The organism is Agarivorans sp. OAG1 (assembly GCF_037076485.1).
In the GTDB taxonomy this organism is placed as follows: Bacteria; Pseudomonadota; Gammaproteobacteria; order Enterobacterales; family Celerinatantimonadaceae; genus Agarivorans; species Agarivorans albus.
Window position 1 is genome coordinate 632,019 of record NZ_AP028990.1, and the last position, 19,879, is coordinate 651,897.

The 19,879-nt window shown below is 44.8% G+C and carries 15 protein-coding genes; 10 read left to right on the forward strand and 5 right to left on the reverse strand.

Annotated features, from left to right (window positions below; all coding sequences use genetic code 11):
• From OAG1_RS03005 to OAG1_RS03035, 7 genes are read left to right on the forward strand one after another with little or no spacing between them, the layout of a single operon-like run.
• Entirely contained in the window at positions 1–1,557 is a 1,557-nt protein-coding gene (locus OAG1_RS03005) for an XrtA system polysaccharide chain length determinant (RefSeq protein ID WP_016404017.1), read from the forward strand.
• A complete protein-coding gene (locus OAG1_RS03010; RefSeq protein ID WP_338623811.1) occupies positions 1,554–2,447 on the forward strand; it encodes an XrtA-associated tyrosine autokinase in 894 nt (297 codons plus the stop codon). Before OAG1_RS03005 ends, OAG1_RS03010 begins: the two co-directional genes overlap by 4 nt.
• Positions 2,425–3,888: a TIGR03016 family PEP-CTERM system-associated outer membrane protein gene (locus tag OAG1_RS03015; protein WP_338623813.1), complete on the forward strand. Its 1,464-nt coding sequence runs from the start codon at positions 2,425–2,427 to the stop codon at positions 3,886–3,888. Before OAG1_RS03010 ends, OAG1_RS03015 begins: the two co-directional genes overlap by 23 nt.
• Before the next feature lie 2 nt (positions 3,889–3,890).
• Positions 3,891–4,961, forward strand: a complete 1,071-nt coding sequence (locus OAG1_RS03020) for an XrtA/PEP-CTERM system-associated ATPase (RefSeq protein WP_338623815.1) — start codon at positions 3,891–3,893, stop codon at positions 4,959–4,961.
• A gap of 54 nt (positions 4,962–5,015) precedes the next feature.
• Positions 5,016–7,055, forward strand: a complete 2,040-nt coding sequence (prsK, locus tag OAG1_RS03025; protein ID WP_338623817.1) for an XrtA/PEP-CTERM system histidine kinase PrsK — start codon at positions 5,016–5,018, stop codon at positions 7,053–7,055.
• 39 nt (positions 7,056–7,094) lie between these two features.
• A complete protein-coding gene (prsR, locus tag OAG1_RS03030) occupies positions 7,095–8,441 on the forward strand; it encodes a PEP-CTERM-box response regulator transcription factor (RefSeq protein WP_016403557.1) in 1,347 nt (448 codons plus the stop codon).
• A 60-nt stretch (positions 8,442–8,501) separates the two neighbouring features.
• A complete protein-coding gene (locus OAG1_RS03035) occupies positions 8,502–8,948 on the forward strand; it encodes an acyl-CoA thioesterase (RefSeq protein WP_152785912.1) in 447 nt (148 codons plus the stop codon).
• A gap of 55 nt (positions 8,949–9,003) precedes the next feature.
• Here the strand turns inward: OAG1_RS03035 and OAG1_RS03040 are convergent, their stop codons facing one another.
• The 5 genes from OAG1_RS03040 to OAG1_RS03060 all read right to left on the reverse strand — a co-directional run bounded on the left by OAG1_RS03040 (position 9,004) and on the right by OAG1_RS03060 (position 15,379).
• A complete protein-coding gene (locus OAG1_RS03040) occupies positions 9,004–10,401 on the reverse strand; it encodes a TRAP transporter large permease subunit (protein WP_338623822.1) in 1,398 nt (465 codons plus the stop codon).
• 24 nt (positions 10,402–10,425) lie between these two features.
• Positions 10,426–10,962 carry a TRAP transporter small permease gene (locus tag OAG1_RS03045; RefSeq protein WP_338623824.1) on the reverse strand — a complete coding sequence of 179 codons (537 nt, stop codon included), beginning with the start codon at positions 10,960–10,962 and terminating at the stop codon, positions 10,426–10,428.
• Positions 10,963–11,031: 69 nt separating this feature from the next.
• Positions 11,032–12,012, reverse strand: coding sequence for a TRAP transporter substrate-binding protein (locus tag OAG1_RS03050; protein ID WP_338623826.1), 981 nt, complete (start codon positions 12,010–12,012; stop codon positions 11,032–11,034).
• 200 nt (positions 12,013–12,212) lie between these two features.
• On the reverse strand, positions 12,213–13,562 hold the full coding sequence (locus OAG1_RS03055; RefSeq protein WP_338623828.1) for a sigma-54 dependent transcriptional regulator: 1,350 nt from the start codon (positions 13,560–13,562) through the stop codon (positions 12,213–12,215).
• A gap of 14 nt (positions 13,563–13,576) precedes the next feature.
• Entirely contained in the window at positions 13,577–15,379 is a 1,803-nt protein-coding gene (locus tag OAG1_RS03060; protein ID WP_338623831.1) for an ATP-binding protein, read from the reverse strand.
• A gap of 213 nt (positions 15,380–15,592) precedes the next feature.
• Between OAG1_RS03060 and OAG1_RS03065 the strand changes: the two genes are divergently transcribed.
• Genes OAG1_RS03065 through OAG1_RS03075 form a run of 3 tightly spaced genes read left to right on the forward strand, consistent with a single transcriptional unit; the run spans position 15,593 to position 19,831 of the window.
• On the forward strand, positions 15,593–17,383 hold the full coding sequence (locus tag OAG1_RS03065; protein WP_338623833.1) for an assimilatory sulfite reductase (NADPH) flavoprotein subunit: 1,791 nt from the start codon (positions 15,593–15,595) through the stop codon (positions 17,381–17,383).
• Entirely contained in the window at positions 17,383–19,086 is a 1,704-nt protein-coding gene (gene cysI, locus OAG1_RS03070; protein ID WP_338623835.1) for an assimilatory sulfite reductase (NADPH) hemoprotein subunit, read from the forward strand. Before OAG1_RS03065 ends, cysI begins: the two co-directional genes overlap by 1 nt.
• Complete coding sequence (locus OAG1_RS03075; RefSeq protein ID WP_016403566.1) at positions 19,079–19,831, forward strand: phosphoadenylyl-sulfate reductase; 753 nt, start codon at positions 19,079–19,081, stop codon at positions 19,829–19,831. The genes cysI and OAG1_RS03075 overlap by 8 nt, the downstream gene beginning before the upstream one ends.
• Positions 19,832–19,879 lie beyond the last annotated feature (48 nt).

A 19,879-nucleotide genomic window follows, 5' to 3' on the forward strand; every position in this document is an offset into this window, starting at 1 on the left:
ATGCAAGATTTAATTGAGGACTTTCTGCAATACCTGCGAGGGGTATGGTTAAAGCGCCGTTATATTTTAATCGCACTGTGGATTATTTGCCCTATTGGCTGGATAGCTGTGACATTGATGCCAAATCAATACACTGCCGAGGCTCGGGTTTACGCAGATACTCGCTCATTATTGCAGCCTCTACTTAAAGGTTTAGCCATTCAGACTGACCCCAGTCAAGAGTTAGCGATGATGGTTAAAACTTTGCTAAGTCGTAGCAATCTGGAAAAAATTGCTCGGGCTAGTGATGCTGACGTTAGGGTGAATAACAGCACTGAATATGACGCATTGCTAGATAGCCTAAAAGAGACTATCGAGATCGACAAAACGCGTCGAGAAAATCTCTATACCATTAGTTTCGAAGCCGACTCACCACAGTACGTTCGTGATGTAGTGCAAGCGGCATTGGACGTATTTGTTGAGAATACTCTAGGTGAAAAGCGCCAAGATACTGATACCGCCAACTCATTTATTAATCAGCAGATTGAAGAGTATGAGACGCGCCTGATTGAAGCGGAAAAACGCCTAGCTTCTTTCAAGCAGGAATACACAGCCTTTTTGCCTGGTAAAGAGTCTACTTACTACAGTAATCTTGAGAACGTTAAAAAGCAGTTAGAAGAGACTCGCTTACAACTTAGTGAGGCCGAAACCAAATTGGTCTCAGCCAGAGCGCAATTGGCTAGTGAAGAGGTATTGGCCTCCCAACAAACCGCGCGCGTTCGAACTGAGTTTGATGATCGTATTTTGGCAATGCAAACGCGCTTAGACGACTTGTTGTTGCGCTATACCGAGCGTCACCCTGATGTGGTGGAAGTGCAGCGTCAATTGGCTTCTTTGCAAAAGCAAAAAGAAAATGCCTTAACCACTGCAAAAACGCCTGCAGCTCTCGCCTCGGAATCGGTGATCTATCAAGATCTCAAGATTACTGTTAGTCAAATTGAAAACGATGTTGCTTCGCTTAAAGTTCGTGAGCAAAGACACAAAGAGAAAGTTGATAACTTAGAGGAGCAGCTACGCCAGGTGCCTGACGTAGAAGCAAAGCTTACTGGGCTTAACCGTAACTATGAGATTACCAAGTCTAAGTATGAAGACTTGTTATCGCGTAGAGAGAGCGCGCTTATTTCACAAAGTGCAGGCAAAACTACCGACGACATTAAGTTTAGGGTTATTGATGCTCCAAGGGTTCCCATTGAACCTTCTGGTCCGAAACGTCCGCTATTAATTGCCGGGGTGCTGATTTTTGCCCTAGCTGTTGGGGTTGGTTTGTCGCTGGCCTTTAGCCAAGTGAACCCAGTGGTTTCAAGTATTCAGCAATTATATCAGCAAACTGGCTATCCTGTTCTAGGAGTGGTATCTGCCACGGAAAGCTCTGGTTTGTTGAAAGTAGAAAAACGTAAGATGCGAGTGTTTGTGTTGTCTAACGCGGTTTTACTATGTGGCTTTGTTGGCTTTATGGTGATCAACCTATTGCCGAACTTACACAGTAAAATTATTACCGGTTTAGGTGGATTGCTATGAGTACCATAGAAAAAGCAATGGGCAAGCTTGCTAAACAAGCCCAAGCCAAGCAAGAGGGTAGTGAACAGCCTGAAGCTGCTGAGTCAAACCAAGCTGCGGCTAGCAGTGTGCCTTCTACAGAAAAGCGTGAAAAGCCGGTCTTGCAAATAGATTCCGCAGTGTTAAAACGTTTAGGCATGTTGTCAGATATTCGCTCTCGCGAAACCAGAATGCTCAGTGATGAGTACCGAAGCATTAAACGTAAGCTGATTAAAAATGCATTTGAGCCAGGTCTAATACCGAAAAATAAAAGTAACTTGATCATGGTTACTAGTGCTAACCCCGGGGAAGGTAAAACATTCACTTCAATTAATTTAGCGCTGAGCTTAGCCTTGGAAAAGGATAAAACAGTACTGTTAATTGATTCTGACGTGTTAAAGCCAACTGTGAGTAAAACCTTGGGTATTGGTCAACACATGGGCTTGATGGAGTATCTATTAGGTGAAACTGATGACATTGCTGATGTTATCTATCACACCAATATACCTAATTTAAGAATTATGCCGGCAGGCATGCCGCATCACTTGAGCAATGAGTTGTTGGCCAGTGACAAAATGCGCTCTCTTACTGAAGAGCTAAATAGCCGTTATTCCGACCGCGTCGTATTGTTCGACAGCCCACCGGTACTCGGGGTAAACGAAACGGTAGTATTGTCTAACTTCATTGGGCAAGCAGTGGTGGTAGTTGAACAAGACGGAACCAAGCTCGCTGCGATTAGATCTGCTGTATCGCAATTTAGCGATGAGCTGGCGATCGGATATGTATTGAATAAAGCAGTACACGGCAAAACAGGGACTTACGGATATGGCTACGGATATGGCTATGGTTATGAGGAAGAACGCAGCGCCTAGAGCAGTTGTTGCGCTTGCTATTGCTGTTGGAATATCAAGCTCGGTTAATGCCGCAGAGGTAGAGTTTCGTCCAGAAATCGGTGCGGAGCTAGTTTATACCGATAATGCAGGTCTTACCGAAGAAGCGCCAGAGTCTGGTGAAATTGGCGTGTTGTCAGCGGGCATTGTCTCTGAAGTTATTGGTAAAGACGGTGAGCTCTCCCTAGATTATCGGGCAAGGCAAACCTACCACTCTTACGATTCCGAAAAAAATAAGCTTTATCACGAGCTAGATTTTACTGGTGATAAAAAACTGGGGAAATCTGGCTTTAGTGTCGATGCTGTTGCATCTGTTGATATTCTGCCTGCTGAGGTAAGTAGCAATGCTATTACCGATGTGATTTCTGGAGACTTGATTCAAGGCAGCGAGTTAGGCCTAGGTTTAAACTATCAATCAAACCCCCGTAAATGGGTAGATCTAAACGCTCGAGTTGCCAGTAGCTTGTATCGTTATGAAGACGACCGCGGTAATAACAACGACTATGACGCGTCATTGCTGTTTAAAAATGGTCAAAAAGTAAATTCAGTATTTTGGTTAATTGATTCTAGCTACATTCGCCGTGAAGCGCGGGGGAACTCTTCAGAAACTGAAAATATTAAATATAAAGGTGAGTTGGGTTTGCAGCAGCGTTCAGGCTTCAGCCCTTTTATTCGCTACTATGCAGAGAGTTACTTGCAAGGTGTTAGCTCATCGGAAAAGGTAGGGGAGTCAGAAAGCTGGGGACCAGCAGTTCGTTACTTTCGCTCTCGTTTAAGCTACTTCGAACTGAGCTATAACTTTTCTCTAGATAAAGATAAAAACGAAGATTATGTGGGGGCTGCGGTTAATCTCGAGCCGAACCGCCGCACCAAATTGTTCTTTGAATATAGTAAGCGTTTTTATGGTGATGCCTATGAATTCACCTTCTTCCACCAAAAGCGCCGTATTAGTACCGACATTAGCTACATTGAAGAGCCCACTAGCTTCGATCGCCGTTTCTTTGTTGAAGGTGATAGTGTAGAAGAGCAAAAGCTTGATAAAACCTTTAGATGGAATACTGGCTTAGACCTTCGCCGCTCAGGGCTCGATTTTGAGTTACGCCACCAAACCCGTGAAGGTTTGCGTGACGTAACGGATTTTGTCAAAGACACAACTTATGGTGGCGGAGTTAGCTTAGACCATAAGTTGAGTCGTAAGCTGATCATTGCCTTTGCATTTGATTACGACCACTACACATTTGATCGCCTCAATGGCATCGACCAAGTGGATAAGTACAGTCGCTATGATCTGTCACTAAATCAAGACCTCATCGAAGGGTTCTTCCTCACTTATCGCTACCAATTTACTCATCGTAGCTCCAATATAGTGGGCAGAACCTATGACGAAAACCGAGTATCGATTAACGCGACTAAGCAGTTTTAAGTATGTATGAATCATTTTTTGGCTTAAGTGATAAACCATTTAAGCTTAGCCCCGACCCTAAGTTTTTTTTTGCTAGCCCTCATCATGATCGCGCCGTGTCTTATCTGCGTTATGGCTTGTCTCAAGGTGAAGGTTTTATTGTTGTAACGGGGCCAATTGGTACCGGAAAAACCACTATCGCCAGAAGCTTATTAGCCTCGGTGGACGACTCAATTGTGGCTGCTCAAATTGCTACAACTAAACTTAACCCCGACGAATTAGTTCGCTTAGTTGCAGCCCAGTTTAGTATTGATGTTGAGGGCCTAAATAAGGCCGATATTCTAAAGCGATTTGAACAATATTTGCTTACTTTAAATAAGCAAGGCAAACGCGCCTTATTAGTGGTAGATGAAGCACAGAATTTACCAGCAGAAACCGTTGAAGAACTGCGAATGCTGTCTAACTTTCAACTCAACGACAAACCTCTTTTTCAGAGTTTCTTACTTGGGCAGGAAGAGCTAAAACCGATTATTGAACTGCCAGAAATGGAGCAGTTTAGGCAACGGATTATCGCCTCTTGTCACCTAAAACCCTTGGATGCAGAGCAAACCCAAGGTTATATATTGCACCGCCTCAAGCAGGTGGGTTGGAATGAAAACCCTAAGTTAGATGATGATATTTTCCAGCAAATTGCTGACTTTACTAAAGGTATCCCACGAAAGATTAATATCTTTGCTGACCGACTGTTTTTATATGCGTTTTTGGAAGACTTACACGCGATTAGCCAAGCCGACGTAGCTGCAGTTATTGAAGAGATGGGCGGTGAGCTTTCTGGCTCTTTACAAGGTACACCAGAACAGCACGGTGTCTCGGATATTGATGCGGTGTTGGGACGCCAATATGAAGACGGTACCGGTGTTAATGCCAGTATTGGTAATGCTGCTATTGGTGATAGTCAGTTAAAAGCAAAACTACTAGATGTGTCTAGCTACCTAGAAGAAGTCGTGTTGCGAAAAATTAAAATCATTCGCTATCTAGATAAAATGATAGAGAAGAAGCGCAAAGAAATCGTCGAGTTAAGCGAAAATAGCTAAGTATTTCTCATTACCCGCTGTCACAAAGCCTAGCTTGGAAATGGAAGGTCACGTTTGAGTATTATTGTTGGTTTATTAGGCTACAGCATTGCAGCGGTGGTGTACCTGCTATTCAGTTTACTGTTGCTCACCACTAAACAAAGCGGCTTCCAGCGCCAAGCATTGAGCTTGGTGGTGTTTTTCACGCTGCTTTGGGCTAGCGCTGGGGTTGCTCAAATGTGGATAGCCCTTCCTCTTGGCTATTTGTTTGGTATCGAGAGCCTTCGTAATGCTCTGTGGTTCTTATTGCTTTATGCCACCATAGCTCCACGTTTCGAGCTTAGTAATTTTGTCCGCGGCCCTTGGCGAAAAAAAGGCTTGCTGCTTGGCCTGATATGTATCGCATGTCTACAAGTCAGCACTGCTTTGGCAGGCCAGCAGTTAAATCAGTTCTGGTTAGTAACGCAGCTATCACAAACTGTTATTGGTCTGTGGTTAATAGAGCAGCTGTATCGACGCATTGATGTTAGTGCTCGCCCCACTATTAAACCTATGTGCCTTGGTTTGGGCGGCATGTTTGCTTTCGACTTTGCGCTGTATGCCAACGCCTTAATTACTTCGGGGATCTCTTTTGATTTTTGGAGCCTACGTGGATTTGTCGCTATTTTGGCTGCGCCGCTGGTGTTATTAAGTGCGCGCAGGATCAAGCGTTGGTCCACCAAAATCTATGTGTCACGTGATGTCATTTACCATAGCACTCTGTTGTTAGTGGCCGGCGGCTATTTACTGGTAATGGCCTTAGTTGGTTATTACATCAGGTATGCTGGTGGTGACTGGGGCAGCATGGCGCAAAATGGCTTCTTTGCCTTAAGCGCGTTAATTCTAGTCAGCTTGTTTTTATCTGAACGCTTACGCAAGCGTTTAAAAGTGCAAATCACTAAACACTTTTTCGCCAATAAATATGAATACCGTGAAGAGTGGATGAAGTTTGCAGCAGTGCTTGAAGAAGACGGCGTTTCGCCTTATAGCATTGCACTTAAGGCAATTAACCAGCCTTTCGATTGTCAGTATGCTGGCTTGGCTATCGTAGAAAACGGCCGGTATGTGGTTAAAGCCACTTATAACATTCGAGATGATGACTCTCAGGCTCAGTTATGTTTAGACCACTTGGCTGGGCAAGCCATCGAGCACCAATGGATTGTCGATATTGAAGAGCTGAAAGAAGATACCAGTGTGGTGCCTTTTCAAGTCTCCACTAGCCAGTTACAGCAAATCACAAAATTTTGTTATGTCATTCCAATGAGCACCAGTGCTGGCTTTAAGGGGGTGATTTTGCTGTCTGCACCCTCTGCTATCCATAGTGTAAATTGGGAAGACCGAGATTTGATGCGCGCGATTAGTCGCCAACTGGCGGTATTTCTTAATTTACACCGTTCTAACTTGGCGTTGGCCGAAAGCCAACAGTTTGATACCTTTAATCGCATGTCTGCTTATCTGGTGCATGATCTTAAAAATGTTTTGGCACAATTGCAGCTGATGTCGAAAAATGCGGTTAAGCATAAACATAACCCTGAATTTATTGATGACGCGTTTGAAACGGTAGACTCTGCAGCCAATCGTTTGGCTAAAGTTGTGGCACACCTCAGCAAGAAGCAACGAGTGGATACGGTAGTGGCTCCTTTTCAGCTAAAAGCGGCACTTGAGCAGGTTGCGCAATCGCGTTCTATTAGTAAGCCTATTCCGCAGTTAGCGTTCACCTTAAGTGAGAACTTTGAACTGGTGGGTGACCAAGAGCGCTTTGTAAACGTGGTTTCGCATCTAGTGCAAAATGCGCAAGATGCTACGGCAGAAGACGGCTTGATCAGTATACGTGCTGGCAAGCAAGCCAATGAGTGTTTAATAGAAATACAAGACAACGGCGAAGGAATGAGCGTAGAATTTATTGATACACGCTTATTTAAGCCGTTTGATACTACCAAGGGCAATGCTGGCATGGGTGTAGGCGCTTATGACGCGAAGCGATTTGTCGAAGAACTTGGTGGGCATATACAAGTTACGAGTAATGTTGGCGAGGGAAGCTTATTTAAGTTGTACTTGCCCATTCACAAAATTTAGCTGGCCTAATGCGCCAGCAAAGCTGATGGAAGAAATAACATGGAAACGTTACTGGTTGTTGAAGACGACCCAGGTATTCAAAAACAGTTAAAGTGGAGCTTTAGCGACTACGAAGTCATTATTGCTGGTGATAGAAAGGAAGCCATCACTGCTCTACGTCGTTATGAGCCTAAAGTGGTGACTTTAGATTTGGGTTTACCGCCAGATGAGGCCAATGCCAGTGAAGGCTTGGCAACGCTAAAAGAAATGCTGGAGTTAAACCCAAAGCTTAAAGTTATTGTTATTACCGGTAACGAAGATAAAGAAAACGCTCTAAGTGCTATTGCCATGGGGGCACACGACTTTTATCAAAAACCGATTGATGATGACACCATGTCGGTGATTATCGCTAGAGCCTTCTGGGTTGCCAATATAGAGTTAGAAAACGAGACTCTGAAGGGGGCATCGTTAGATAACAACGGCTTTTTGGGTAACTCTCCGCAAGTTCAAAAAGTTTGCCGTATGGTGGAGCGTATTGCCCCTACCGAGGTAACCACACTGTTGTTAGGTGAAAGTGGTACGGGTAAAGAAGTACTTGCTCGCGCTATTCACCAGCAAAGCCCACGTAAAGATAAACCTTTTATCGCTATTAACTGTGCCTCTATCCCAGAAAACTTGCTTGAAAGCGAGCTATTTGGTTTTGAAAAAGGCGCATTTACTGGGGCACATAAAACTACCGAAGGTAAGATTGAGTGTGCCAATGGCGGTACCTTATTCTTAGATGAAATCGGCGATATGCCCTATCCATTACAGGCTAAGATTCTTCGCTTCTTGCAGGAGAAAGTGGTCGAGCGAGTAGGCGGACGTAAAGAAATCGCCGTGGATGTGAAAATTGTTTGTGCAACCCACCAAAACTTGCAAAACATGGTTGAGCAAAAAGAGTTTCGTGAAGATTTATTTTACCGAATCAGTGAGATCACCATTAATATCCCGCCGCTTCGTGACCGCGGTGAAGATGTGGTGTTGTTAGCGCGTGCTTTCTTGCAAAACTATAACAAGCAAATGCAGCGTAACATTAATAACTTTAGTGATGACGCTATTACAGCTTTAAGCAATCACCGTTGGCCAGGCAATATTCGCGAGCTGCAAAATAAGGTGAAGTCGGCAGTTATCATGGCCGACAATAAGCAGATTACTGCCGATGACTTGGCCTTGCCGATTGGCGATGAAGAGCAAGTTAAACTGGCGCTAAATCTTCGCCATGTGCGCGAAGCTGCTGAGAAGCAAGCAATTAATAAGGCCTTAGCGCTAAGCAATGGTAATATTTCTAATACCGCTGGTCTGCTTGGTGTTACTCGCCCAACCTTGTATTCTTTGCTTGATAAATACGGTTTAAAAACTGATTAAGGTCGGTTTATTTGTAAAGTGGCGAGAGCCGCTTGTTGTAGTTACTCAATTAGGCCCCACATGGACAAGTCACAAACAGAAATGAATATATTGGTCACCCCTGAGATGGCCAATTTCTCCGGTAAGATGCATGGTGGAGCCATGTTAAAAAAATTGGATGAAGTAGCTTACACCACCGCTATTCAATATTGTGGGAACTACGCAGTAACGCTATCGGTAGACCAAGTATTGTTCAAAAACCCGGTAGAGATTGGTGAGTTTGTTACTTTTTTAGCTTCGGTTAATTACACCGGCCGAACTTCAATGGAAATTGGCATTAAAGTGGTTGCTAAGAATCTTAAAGAGCAAACTGTACGCCATACTCACTCTTGCTTTTTCACTATGGTAGCGGTTGATGAGCAAGGCAACTCTGCAGAAGTGCCGCCGCTTGAACCAAGCACAGAAGTAGCCAAACGCCGATTTAATGATGCATTGCGCCGTCGTCAGCGGCGCATGGAGAAAGCATAAACAACTAAAAAGGCCTGCTATATTTTGCAGGCCTTTTTCTTGTTTGGAGGGGAGATTAATAGCCGTTTAGTCGGTCGAAGTACTCCGGCAAAAATAGCGATATTTGCGGTATGTAAGTAATTAAGATCAGGAAGAACAATAATAGGCTTAACCAAGGTAAGCATGCCTTAATCACCCAACCCATGCTCTTTCCAGTTATCCCTGCTGTAACAAAGAGGTTTAAACCAACTGGTGGCGTAAGCATTCCTATTTCCATATTCACTACCATAATGATCCCGAGGTGAATGGGGTCTATGCCCAGCTGTGTCGCAATAGGGAACAAGATGGGCGCCATGATAAGCAAAATGGCGGAAGGCTCCATAAAGTTACCAGCAATCAGCAACAAGATATTCACTACTACCAAAAATGCCCAAGGCTGAAGACCATAGGCCACAATGGACTCGGCAATCATGTGAGGAATGCGCTCGGTGGTTAATACATGCGCAAACAACATTGCATTAGCAATAATGAATAGCAGCATAATGCTCACTTTTGCCGCGTCTTTAAGTACTTGGCGCACTTCCGGATCACTAACTGACTTAAAGATACTAACCGGGAATAGCATTAAGTTACGGGCAACGGCCGCGCCTATGTTTTCGCCTTCATTCTGCCAAGCTTGGTGTTTAATTGGGCCAATATCTCGATAGCCATAAACCGAAACTAAAAAGGCATAAATTGCTGCCACTGATGCAGCCTCGGTTGGGCTAGCTACCCCGCCATAAATTGAGCCAAGAACAATCACAATCAGCATCAAGCCACCTGTGGCTTTAAGTGCCGAAATCGCCCATTTTTTGCAACCCGGATAGGCTTGAGCAGGCAAGTTTTTTACTCGCGCAACGATATAAATGGCAATCATTAAAATGGTGCCCATCATGATCCCAGGAATAAACCCTGCCATAAACATCCGCGAAGCCGATACTTCGGTAGCGGCGGCGTAAACTAGCATCACAATAGAAGGTGGGATCAAGATGCCAAGCGTACCGGCATTGGCAATCACGCCAGCTGCTAGTGATTCCGGGTAACCAGAGCGCACCATGCCTGCAATTACAATAGAGCCAATGGCGGCTACGGTAGCAGGGCTAGAGCCAGATACTGCCGCAAATAACATACAAGCCAATACCGAGGCCATGGCTAGGCCCCCACGAATGTGTCCCACACTATCCATGGCAAAATTAATTAGCCTGCGCGCGACACCGCCTGTGGATAAAAAGGCTGATGACAAAATGAAGAAGGGGATGGCTAACAAAGTGTAATGTTCAGAGGTGGCTTCAAATAGTTTTAATGCTACCGAAGCTAAAGAGTCGTTAGAAAACAATAGAATGGTTGTCATGCTAGCAAAGCCAAGCGCGATAGCGATAGGCATGCCAATAATCATGCAAACAAACAGTAGAATAAACAGAGTAAAAGTTGTCATGGTCAGTTCCTTTGCCGCAAGTGCTTATTGTTTTTTTAGTTCGTCGGCGAGTTGCATGCTTTCTTTGGCTTCATCGGCCAGGTGAAAGCCGTCTTGCTGGTTGGTTAGTACCTTCCAGCCCACTTCTAGGAAGCGAATGACCAACAGTACAAAGCCAATAAACAACACACTCATGGTTTTCCACTTTTCTATGGGTAGGTCTTCCATTTCAATGCCAATGCGCGCTAGCTTGCTTAAGTAAACCCAAGAGCCATACATAAATAGGCTGCAATAAAACAAACATAGGCTTAGCGCTATTAAGGTAAGCCACTTGCGTTGGTTAGGCGGTAACACCTTAACAAAGGCATCTACGCCAATATGAGCGCCTTCTCGTACGCCCCAGCTCGCGCCCAGTAATACTAACCATGCAGAGCAATACAAGGTGACTTCTTGTACCCAGTGAATGCCGGCGTTGAATACAAAACGCATGATCACTTCTACAAATACCAGTAGCGTCATGGTAACCAACAATAATGCGATGAAGTTTTCTTCAAAGCGGCGGAACCAAGCAACAAACTTCATGTGATGTCCTTATCCAAGAGCGTAAGTCAATGAATGAGCGCAGAGCGAGGGGACTCTGCGCTTGTTCACTTATTGGTTAGCAGCTACCGCAGCATCAATAATGTTTTTGCCAATTTCACTTTCGAATTGCTGCCAAACCGGTTTCATTGCTTCTACCCATTGCTGACGTTGCTCTGGGCTTAGAGAAATAATTTCTGAACGGTTTGAAGCCATGATGTTGGCCTTGTCTTTCTCAGCTTTTTGCGCCGCTATTTGGTTACCGTGTGCAACCGCTTCGTCTAGAGCTGCCTTTAACTCACTGCGTATGTCGTCCGGTAGCTCATGCCAAAACTCCGCTGAAGTAACAATTAAGTAGTCCAATACACCGTGGTTTGACTCGGTAATGCTGGCTTGTACTTCAAAGAATTTTTTAGAATAAATGTTGGACCAGGTATTTTCTTGGCCATCAATGGCGCGGGTTTGTAGTAGGGTAAAAACCTCTGAAAAGGGCTTTTTAAGCGGCACAGCTTCAACGGCTTCAAACTGAGCGGCTAATACATCGGAAGACATAATGCGGAACTTTTTGCCTTTTGCATCGGCAGGGGTGTAAAGCGGCTCGTTAGCCGATAGCTGTTTCATGCCGTTGTGTAAGTAACCTAGCCCTACTAAGCCTTTACTTTCAAGTGAAGACAACAACTCTTGTCCGGCACTACTGGCTTGGAAGCGCTCAACGGCCGCCATATCTTGGAATAGGAAAGGAAGGTCGAATACTTGTAGTTTTTTAGTGTATTTTTTGAATTTAGACAGCGAAGGTGAGATCAGCTCAACATCGCCCAGTAGCAGGGCCTCTAGCTCTTTCCCGTCTCCGTATAGCTGAGAGTTAGGATAAACCTTAACTTCTACTTTTCCGGGTAAGCGTTGGTCGACGAGTTCTTTAAATTTTAAAGCCATTTGGCCTTTAGGAGTATTTTCTGCAACAACATGTGAGAATTTCAGCTCGATGGGGGCGGCATTTACAGCGCTGGCAAATGCAATGCTTAAAGCGGTGAGCGTACTTGCTAATAGCTTCATTTTATTCTTCCTTGTGTAGGGTTGGTTGTTTACAACGCTACACCTTAGAGCAAGCAGTAAGCCAAGTTTTCAGGTTGGCTCTAAGTGGTTGAATAAATGGGCTTAGTTGATTTCTTCTTAATCGGTAAATCTATCTTCAGCTAAAGTTATGGGGGGATTCGCCCCCATCTAATAATGGAAAATGGGTCGGTTTCACCCCATTACTCGGGTTCGACTTGTTTGTAGTCGCCCTTGTCTAATTGATACTTTTTCATCTTTTCGTAAAGGGTTTTTCGGCCGATTTGTAGCTCTTCCTGCACGGTCTTTAAATGGCCTTTATGGCGCTGTAGTGCATCTTGCAGCAAGGTGCGTTCAAAACGATAAAGCTGTTCCATTAAACTCAGTGACTGCTGGTGGTTTTGACTCTCGCTAAATGCCGCATCTTCGCCCATCAATACCCAACGCTCAGCTAGGTTACGTAGCTCGCGAACATTGCCGGGCCAGTCATGGTTAACTAATTCGGCTAAACGTGACGGCGAGACTTCGGGGCTATTTAACTGATAGCGAGCAGCAGCTACCCGCAGAAAGTTTTCCAATAGTAATGGAATGTCTTCAGCACGTTCACGTAAAGCGGGTATGTGCACCTCAACAACGTTTAAGCGGTAATACAAATCGCTGCGAAACTCTCCTTGCTCGCCCAGATCTTTTAAATCACTTTTAGTGGCGGCAATAACGCGAATATTAAGCGCAGTGGCTTGGTTACTGCCTAGTGGCTCTACGCTGCGCTCTTCCAGCACCCTTAGCAGCTTAATCTGTAGCGCCATTGGCATGCTCTCTATTTCGTCGAGAAATAGGGTGCCGTGATTGGCAAAGGCAATTTTGCCAATGCGCTTTTTTTGTGCTCCAGTAAATGCGCCGGCTTCGTGGCCAAATAACTCGCTCTCAATCATTGTTTCTGGCACTGCACCACAGTTGATTGCCACAAAAGGCTGTTTGGCGCGCACGCTATGGTCATGTAAAAAGCGCGCAACCAGTTCTTTACCGGTGCCAGTTTCACCATGAATTAATACATCTGCCGGGGTATCTTTAATATGACTAAGAATTTTGCGCATGCGGGTGATTGCGGGCGTTGAGCCAAGTATCCGTGGCCCTGGGCCACTTTGAGCATCCAGTTCAGCTTTTAATTCGCGGTTTTCTAAGGTGAGGCGGCGTTTTTCTATGGCTCTTTGCAGAACATCTAACAAGTGGCTGGTGGAAAAAGGCTTCTCTAAGAAATCATAAGCACCATCGCGTATCGCCTTAATGGCCATAGATATATCACCATGGCCGGTAAGTAGAATAATCGGTAAATCGGCATCAATTTGATGGGCTTGTTGCATCATCTCTAAGCCGCTTAAACCTGGCATATTGATGTCTGAAATGATCACGCCTGGCCAGGTAGGTTTAATTTGCCGTAATGCCTGTTCGGCATTTTCAAAGCGCAGACATTCGTAGTCTTCTAACTCTAAAGTTTGTCCCAGAGAGCGCAAAATATCGGGATCGTCATCAATGATTATTACCGGTGTATACACAGTTACCTCTAGTGTTAACTATTAGCAGGTGGGGTGTGAGTGCGTAAACGAATAACAAACTCAGGGCCAATATCCGCTAAGTTACTCACGCTCAGTTCGCCTTCAAAAGACTCGATTAAACGTTTAGATATTGCCATGCCTAAACCCAAGCCTTGTTTTTTGGTTGTGAAAAAGGGCTCAAATATGCGTTGCTGCTGTTCCTCGCTCAACATCGGCCCGTTATCCCAAATAGCAATGCACTGCCAGTTGTCTTGCTGATATTGTCTAATGCCTAGTAGGGGAGATTGAATACCTTCTAGGGCATCAATGGCATTGTTAATAAGGTTTATCAGTACTTGCTCTAGTTGAATCGCGTCGGCTTTTACCCATTGCTCATCTTGGCCGCTAAATTCAATTTTAATGTTATTGGCGACAATTCGGTTGGCGAGAATGGATAGGGCAGCGTTAATCGAAACTGCGCTAGATACCGCACTGGTTTGTCCGCTGGATTTCCTCGAGAAAATCTTAAATTTAGCAATCATTTTACTCATCATTGAGGTGAGTTTAATGATGTCTTGTAAGTTGAGAGTCACTTGTTCATGTTGCTGTTTTTGTTGGAAGCGCAGGGCGTTTTCGGCATAGCTTTGCATTGCCGTTAAGGGTTGGTTTAGTTCGTGATTTATCCCCGCAGAGAGCTCGCCTAGGGTGGCAAGCTTAGCGGCTTGCACCAGTTCATCTTCAGTTTTTTTAAGGGTGTTGGCGGTGCGACGATAGTCATCAATAGCTTGCTGTAATTGTTGATTGCTTTGAGTAAGCTCGGCGGTGCGTTGCGTAACTCTTTCTTCTAATTGATGGTTGGCCTGGGCTTGCATTGCGCGGCTTAGTTGTAACTGTCGCCAATATAAATAAAGCAATACCAAGCCAAGATAAAATAGCGAACTTAAAAATAGCGCTTCAGCTATATCGCCTATATAACCACTATCTTTAGATAAAGCATATAAACGCCAACCGGCGGTGGGTAATACTCGGTTGGTGCTAATGTAGTCTACTCGTTGGCCACCATAATTGGGCAAATTAATACTGTTTGGGCGTAAGTCTTGCGCCATATTTTTTAGCTGGTGTTCGCCATATTGGCGAGAGTTAATTAGCTGCTGACGCAACGATTCTGGCAAAGCTTTAATGCTGCGGTAAAGCCAGTGAGCTTGCGAGGCATAAAAAACCACACCGTGTTTGTCGGTGAGTAGGTACTCAAAGTTAGGGTCTCGCCAGCTTTTATCAATAATGTTTAGCGCGACTTTTACCACTATTACCCCAACTACCCGTTGTTGTATTTTTACTGGCGCAGAAAAGTAATAGCCGCGAATGCCGGAGCGAGAACCTAAGGCAAAGTATTGCCCGTATTTACCTAAGATAGCGGTTTGGAAATAGGGACGGTAACTATAGTTACTTCCCACAAACGAGCGGGCACTTTGCCAATTACTCGAGGCCAAGGTGGTGCCGCTAGGGTCGAGTAAGTAGGTAACATCACTACCTTGTAGATCGTTGACATGTTGCAGGTAGAGGTTAAGAGCGTGACGACGCTGGCTGGTAACGTTAAGACTAAGTGGCTCGGACAGTTGCTGCTGAATCGCCAGCACCTTGGGGAAGTTGCGAAATCTATCCAGCTCATGCTGAATACTGCGTTGTAAACGTTGGCTTTCTTCAAGTAGTTGGCTTTGCTGTTGCTGCTTAGCTTGGTATTGCGCAGTGACACCCGCCAGCAATGACAGTAGCAACCAAGCTAGCACTAGCAGCAGCTTTTGCCTTAAAGGAATGTTGTTTTTTGAACGCTGTTCCATCGCGAACCAATTAACCAAGGGAATAAAATAAGCTTATATAACAATTGCCGATATTGCTGGTTGTTCAGTCACATAGTGCAAATTGTGAACGAAATGCTCGCTGCTAAGTGACCATATATTACCTACGGTTATAAAAAATCCCGTTTTATTCTTTATTGTCTTAGGTCGTGCTTGGGTAGACTAGCTGCAATTGTGAATCTAGGGTGCGATAAAATGCTGTTAAAGGAACTTTCGTCATTGGCTAGTCCATTGTCTGAGCAACAGGTTAGCCTGCTGCAACAGGCTACGGCTGAGCTGTCGGTAACTCAACTCGCCTGGGTAAGTGGTTACCTGGCGGGCGTAGGACAAAACGCGGGTCAATTGGCACCGCTTGCGCAAGCACAACCTGCAGGCAAACTAACTATTCTTTATGCTTCTCAAACGGGTAATGCCAAAGGTGTTGCCGAAGAGTTGCATGCTGCTGCTCAAGCTCAAGACATTAATGCTGAAGTTGTTAATGTGGCTGATTACAAAGCAAAAAGCTTGAAGAATGAAACCCACCTGTTAATTGTTGCCAGTACAAATGGTGAAGGCGAGCCACCCGATGATGCTATCGAGTTCCACGAGTTTTTAGCCTCTAAAAAAGCACCTAAACTGGATAACTTGAAATACAGTGTATTGGCTTTAGGCGATTCAAGTTATGAGTTTTTCTGCCAAACCGGTAAAGATTTTGATGAGCGTTTAGCGGCTCTAGGCGCAGAGCGTGTATGTGAGCGTGTTGATTGTGATGTTGATTACGACAAAGACGCTGCAAGCTGGACTGAGCAAGCATTAGCCGAAGTTAAGCAAACCTTAAGCGCAGAAGCGACTGGCTCGGTAGTTAGCTTGCCGGTAAACGCTCCAGCAGTTAGTCAATACAACAAAAAGAACCCTTATGCTGCTGAGCTGAGCTTAAGCCAGAAGATCACTGGTCGTGATTCAGCGAAAGATGTTCGCCATGTTGAAATCGATTTAGCTGATTCAGGCATTCAATACCAAGCCGGTGATGCCTTAGGTGTATGGTTTGAAAATGACCGTGAGTTGGTGGCTAAAATTATCGCGCGTTTAGGTTTAAAAGAAGACCAAACCGTTAGCATTGACGAGCAAGAGTTTAGCTTAGCCGACGCTCTAACTGAAAAGTTAGAAATTACTCAAACTAGTGGCGCGTTTGTTGAAGCTTGGGCTAATTGGTCTGCCAGCAAAAAACTACAAACTGTGGTTGCCGATAAAGACAAACTGCGAGAGTACGCCGCTAATCATCAAGTGATTGATGTATTGCTAGAGAAAAAAGCCAAAGTGGCTGCACAAGATTTTGTTGATGCTTTGCGTAAAATTACTCCGCGACTTTACTCTATTGCCTCTGCACAAGCAGAGGTAGAAGAAGAGGTTCATTTAACGGTTGGTGTAGTGAGCTACCAGCAAGGTGATGAACAGCGCTTGGGTGGCGCTTCTGGTTTCTTAGGCGCACGTGCTGAAGAAGGCGCTCAAGTTAAAGTATTTGTTGAACATAATGACAACTTCCGCTTGCCAAGCAGCCCTGATACGCCAGTAATTATGGTTGGTCCAGGTACGGGCATTGCACCGTTCCGCGCATTTATGCAACAGCGTGATGCCAGCGATGCTGAAGGTAAAAACTGGTTGTTCTTTGGTGATCAAACCTTTACTCAAGACTTCTTATATCAAACCGAATGGCAAGGCTACTTGAAATCAGGCTTGTTAAGTAAGCTAGACGTAGCATTCTCGCGTGACCAAGCAGAGAAAATCTATGTACAAGACCGCTTAAGAGAAAATGCTGAAGAAGTTTTCCAATGGTTAGAAGAAGGTGCCCACCTATACATTTGTGGTGACGCAAACCGCATGGCGAAAGATGTTCACCAAGCCCTTATCGATATTATTGCTGAGCAAGGCAAACAAAGTCCTGAGCAAGCAGAAGAGTATTTAAAACAGTTACGCAGCGCTAAGCGTTACCAGAAGGATGTTTACTAATGAGTTCGGATCTAATTGTTGAAGGCAAGTTGTCAGATAATGAGCGCCTAAAGCGAGAGAGTAACTTCCTGCGTGGCACTATTGAAGCTGACCTAAGTGATCGTATCACTGGTGGGTTTACAGCAGATAACTTTCAGTTAATTCGTTTCCACGGTATGTACCAGCAAGATGACCGTGATATTCGTGCAGAGCGAACCAAGCAAAAGCTAGAGCCTCTGCACAATGTAATGTTACGTGCGCGTATGCCTGGCGGGATTATTCAGCCTAAGCAGTGGTTGGCCATTGATAAGTTTGCTACCGACCACACTATGTATGGCAGTATTCGTTTAACCACGCGTCAAACTTTTCAGTTTCACGGGGTGTTAAAACCAAACATTAAATTAATGCACCAAACGCTTAACAGTATTGGCATTGACTCTATTGCAACCGCTGGTGATGTTAACCGAAACGTATTATGTACCAGTAATCCGGTTGAATCTGAACTGCACCAAGAAGCTTACGAGTGGGCTACTAAAATCAGTGAACACCTATTACCTAAAACTCGCGCCTACGCCGAGATTTGGTTAGATGGTGAAAAGGTTGAAGGTGGCGAAGAAGAGCCAATTTTGGGATCTAATTATTTACCTCGTAAGTTTAAAACGACGGTAGTGATCCCACCTCACAATGATATAGACGTGCATGCTAACGACCTTAACTTTGTAGCGATTGCTGATAACGGCAAGTTAGTAGGTTTTAACGTATTGGTAGGCGGCGGCCTTGCGATGACTCACGGTGATAAGTCTACTTACCCGCGTCGCGCCGACGACTTTGGTTTTGTTCCACTTGATAAAACCTTAGATGTAGCTGCGGCAGTAGTAACTACGCAGCGCGACTGGGGTAACCGAGTTAATCGTAAAAATGCTAAAACCAAATACACGCTCGACCGTGTGGGTAGCGATACCTTTAAGCAAGAAGTTGAAAAGCGCGCTGGCATTAGTTTCGAAGCAAGTCGCCCCTACGAGTTTACCTCTCGCGGTGACCGTATTGGCTGGGTAGAAGGCATTGACGGTAAATACCACTTAACGGTATTTATTGAAAACGGCCGCTTGCTAGATTACCCAGAAAAGGCCTTGAAAACCGGCGTTGCCAAAATTGCTGAAATTCACAAAGGTGATTTCCGCATGACCGCTAACCAAAACTTAGTTATTGCGGGGGTAGCGGCTAAAGACAAGGCCAAAATAGAAAAGCTTGCACGTGAACATGGCTTAATTGATGATAGTCACAGTTCGCAGCGTCTAAATTCTATGGCTTGTGTTGCGTTCCCAACGTGCCCATTAGCCATGGCTGAAGCCGAGCGTTACTTGCCTGGTTTGGTTGACGATGTAGAGCAATTGCTGGCTAAGCACGCAATGAACGATGAGCACATTATTTTACGAGTAACTGGCTGTCCTAACGGTTGTGGACGCGCAATGCTTGCCGAAGCAGGCTTGGTGGGCAAAGGACCAGGTAAGTACAACTTATATCTAGGTGGTAACCAAAGCGGAACACGTATTCCAAAACTCTATTTAGAGGGCATTGGTGAGCAAGAAATCTTGTCTGAATTAGACGGTTTAATTGCTCGCTGGGCTAAAGAGCGTGAGCAAGATGAAGCTTTTGGTGACTTTGTAATTCGTGCTGGAATTGTCGCTGAAGTAAAAGTAAGCGTTAGGGATTTTCATGACTAACTTAGATTTGGAGCAACTGGCTGCACTCCCTGTTGAGGCCCGTGTTGCTGAGTTATCTGAAGTAAATAAAGAACTTGAAGGCATGAGTGCACAACAGCGTGCGGCTTGGGCCCTAGAGAACTTGCCCCAGCAAGTGGTATTAACCTCTAGCTTTGGCATTCAAGCTGCGGTTAGTTTGCACCTGTTGACGCAAATTAAGCCCGATATTCCGGTGATACTTACCGATACAGGCTACTTGTTTCCTGAAACATATCGCTTTATTGATGAGCTAACTGAACGCTTAAACCTGAACTTACAGGTATATAAGTCGAAGCAGTCTAACGCATGGCAAGAAGCGCGTTTTGGTAAGCTTTGGGAGCAAGGTGTTGAAGGCTTAAAGCAATACAACACCTTGAATAAAGTTGAGCCTATGCAGCGCGCTTTTAAAGAGCTAGAAGTTAAGAGCTGGTTCTCAGGTTTGCGTCGCAGTCAGTCGTCTTCTCGTTCAGACTTACCTGTGCTGCAAATTCAAAATGGTGCTTTCAAGATATTACCCATTATCGATTGGAGTAATAAAGATGTGCACTATTACTTAAAAGATCACAACTTGCCTTATCACCCTTTGTGGGAACAAGGCTATGTGTCGGTTGGGGATGTGCAAACCTCACAACCCTTGCAAGCTGGGATGAGTGAAGAAGATACTCGCTTCTTCGGCTTGAAGCGAGAATGTGGCCTACACGAAGAAGTAGCTGGCAGCGGTATTTAGATTTGTCAGAGTTAAACCAAAACGCGGCTTTAGCCGCGTTTTTTGTTT

Coding starts and splice junctions, on each gene's coding strand:
- OAG1_RS03005 (WP_016404017.1), top strand. CDS start 1: ATGCAAGATTTAATTGAGGACTTTCTGCAATACCTGCGAGGGGTATGG.
- OAG1_RS03010 (WP_338623811.1), top strand. CDS start 1,554: ATGAGTACCATAGAAAAAGCAATGGGCAAGCTTGCTAAACAAGCCCAA.
- OAG1_RS03015 (WP_338623813.1), top strand. CDS start 2,425: ATGAGGAAGAACGCAGCGCCTAGAGCAGTTGTTGCGCTTGCTATTGCT.
- OAG1_RS03020 (WP_338623815.1), top strand. CDS start 3,891: ATGTATGAATCATTTTTTGGCTTAAGTGATAAACCATTTAAGCTTAGC.
- prsR (WP_016403557.1), top strand. CDS start 7,095: ATGGAAACGTTACTGGTTGTTGAAGACGACCCAGGTATTCAAAAACAG.
- OAG1_RS03035 (WP_152785912.1), top strand. CDS start 8,502: ATGGACAAGTCACAAACAGAAATGAATATATTGGTCACCCCTGAGATG.
- OAG1_RS03040 (WP_338623822.1), bottom strand. CDS start 10,401: ATGACAACTTTTACTCTGTTTATTCTACTGTTTGTTTGCATGATTATT.
- OAG1_RS03045 (WP_338623824.1), bottom strand. CDS start 10,962: ATGAAGTTTGTTGCTTGGTTCCGCCGCTTTGAAGAAAACTTCATCGCA.
- OAG1_RS03050 (WP_338623826.1), bottom strand. CDS start 12,012: ATGAAGCTATTAGCAAGTACGCTCACCGCTTTAAGCATTGCATTTGCC.
- OAG1_RS03060 (WP_338623831.1), bottom strand. CDS start 15,379: ATGGAACAGCGTTCAAAAAACAACATTCCTTTAAGGCAAAAGCTGCTG.
- OAG1_RS03065 (WP_338623833.1), top strand. CDS start 15,593: ATGCTGTTAAAGGAACTTTCGTCATTGGCTAGTCCATTGTCTGAGCAA.
- cysI (WP_338623835.1), top strand. CDS start 17,383: ATGAGTTCGGATCTAATTGTTGAAGGCAAGTTGTCAGATAATGAGCGC.
- OAG1_RS03075 (WP_016403566.1), top strand. CDS start 19,079: ATGACTAACTTAGATTTGGAGCAACTGGCTGCACTCCCTGTTGAGGCC.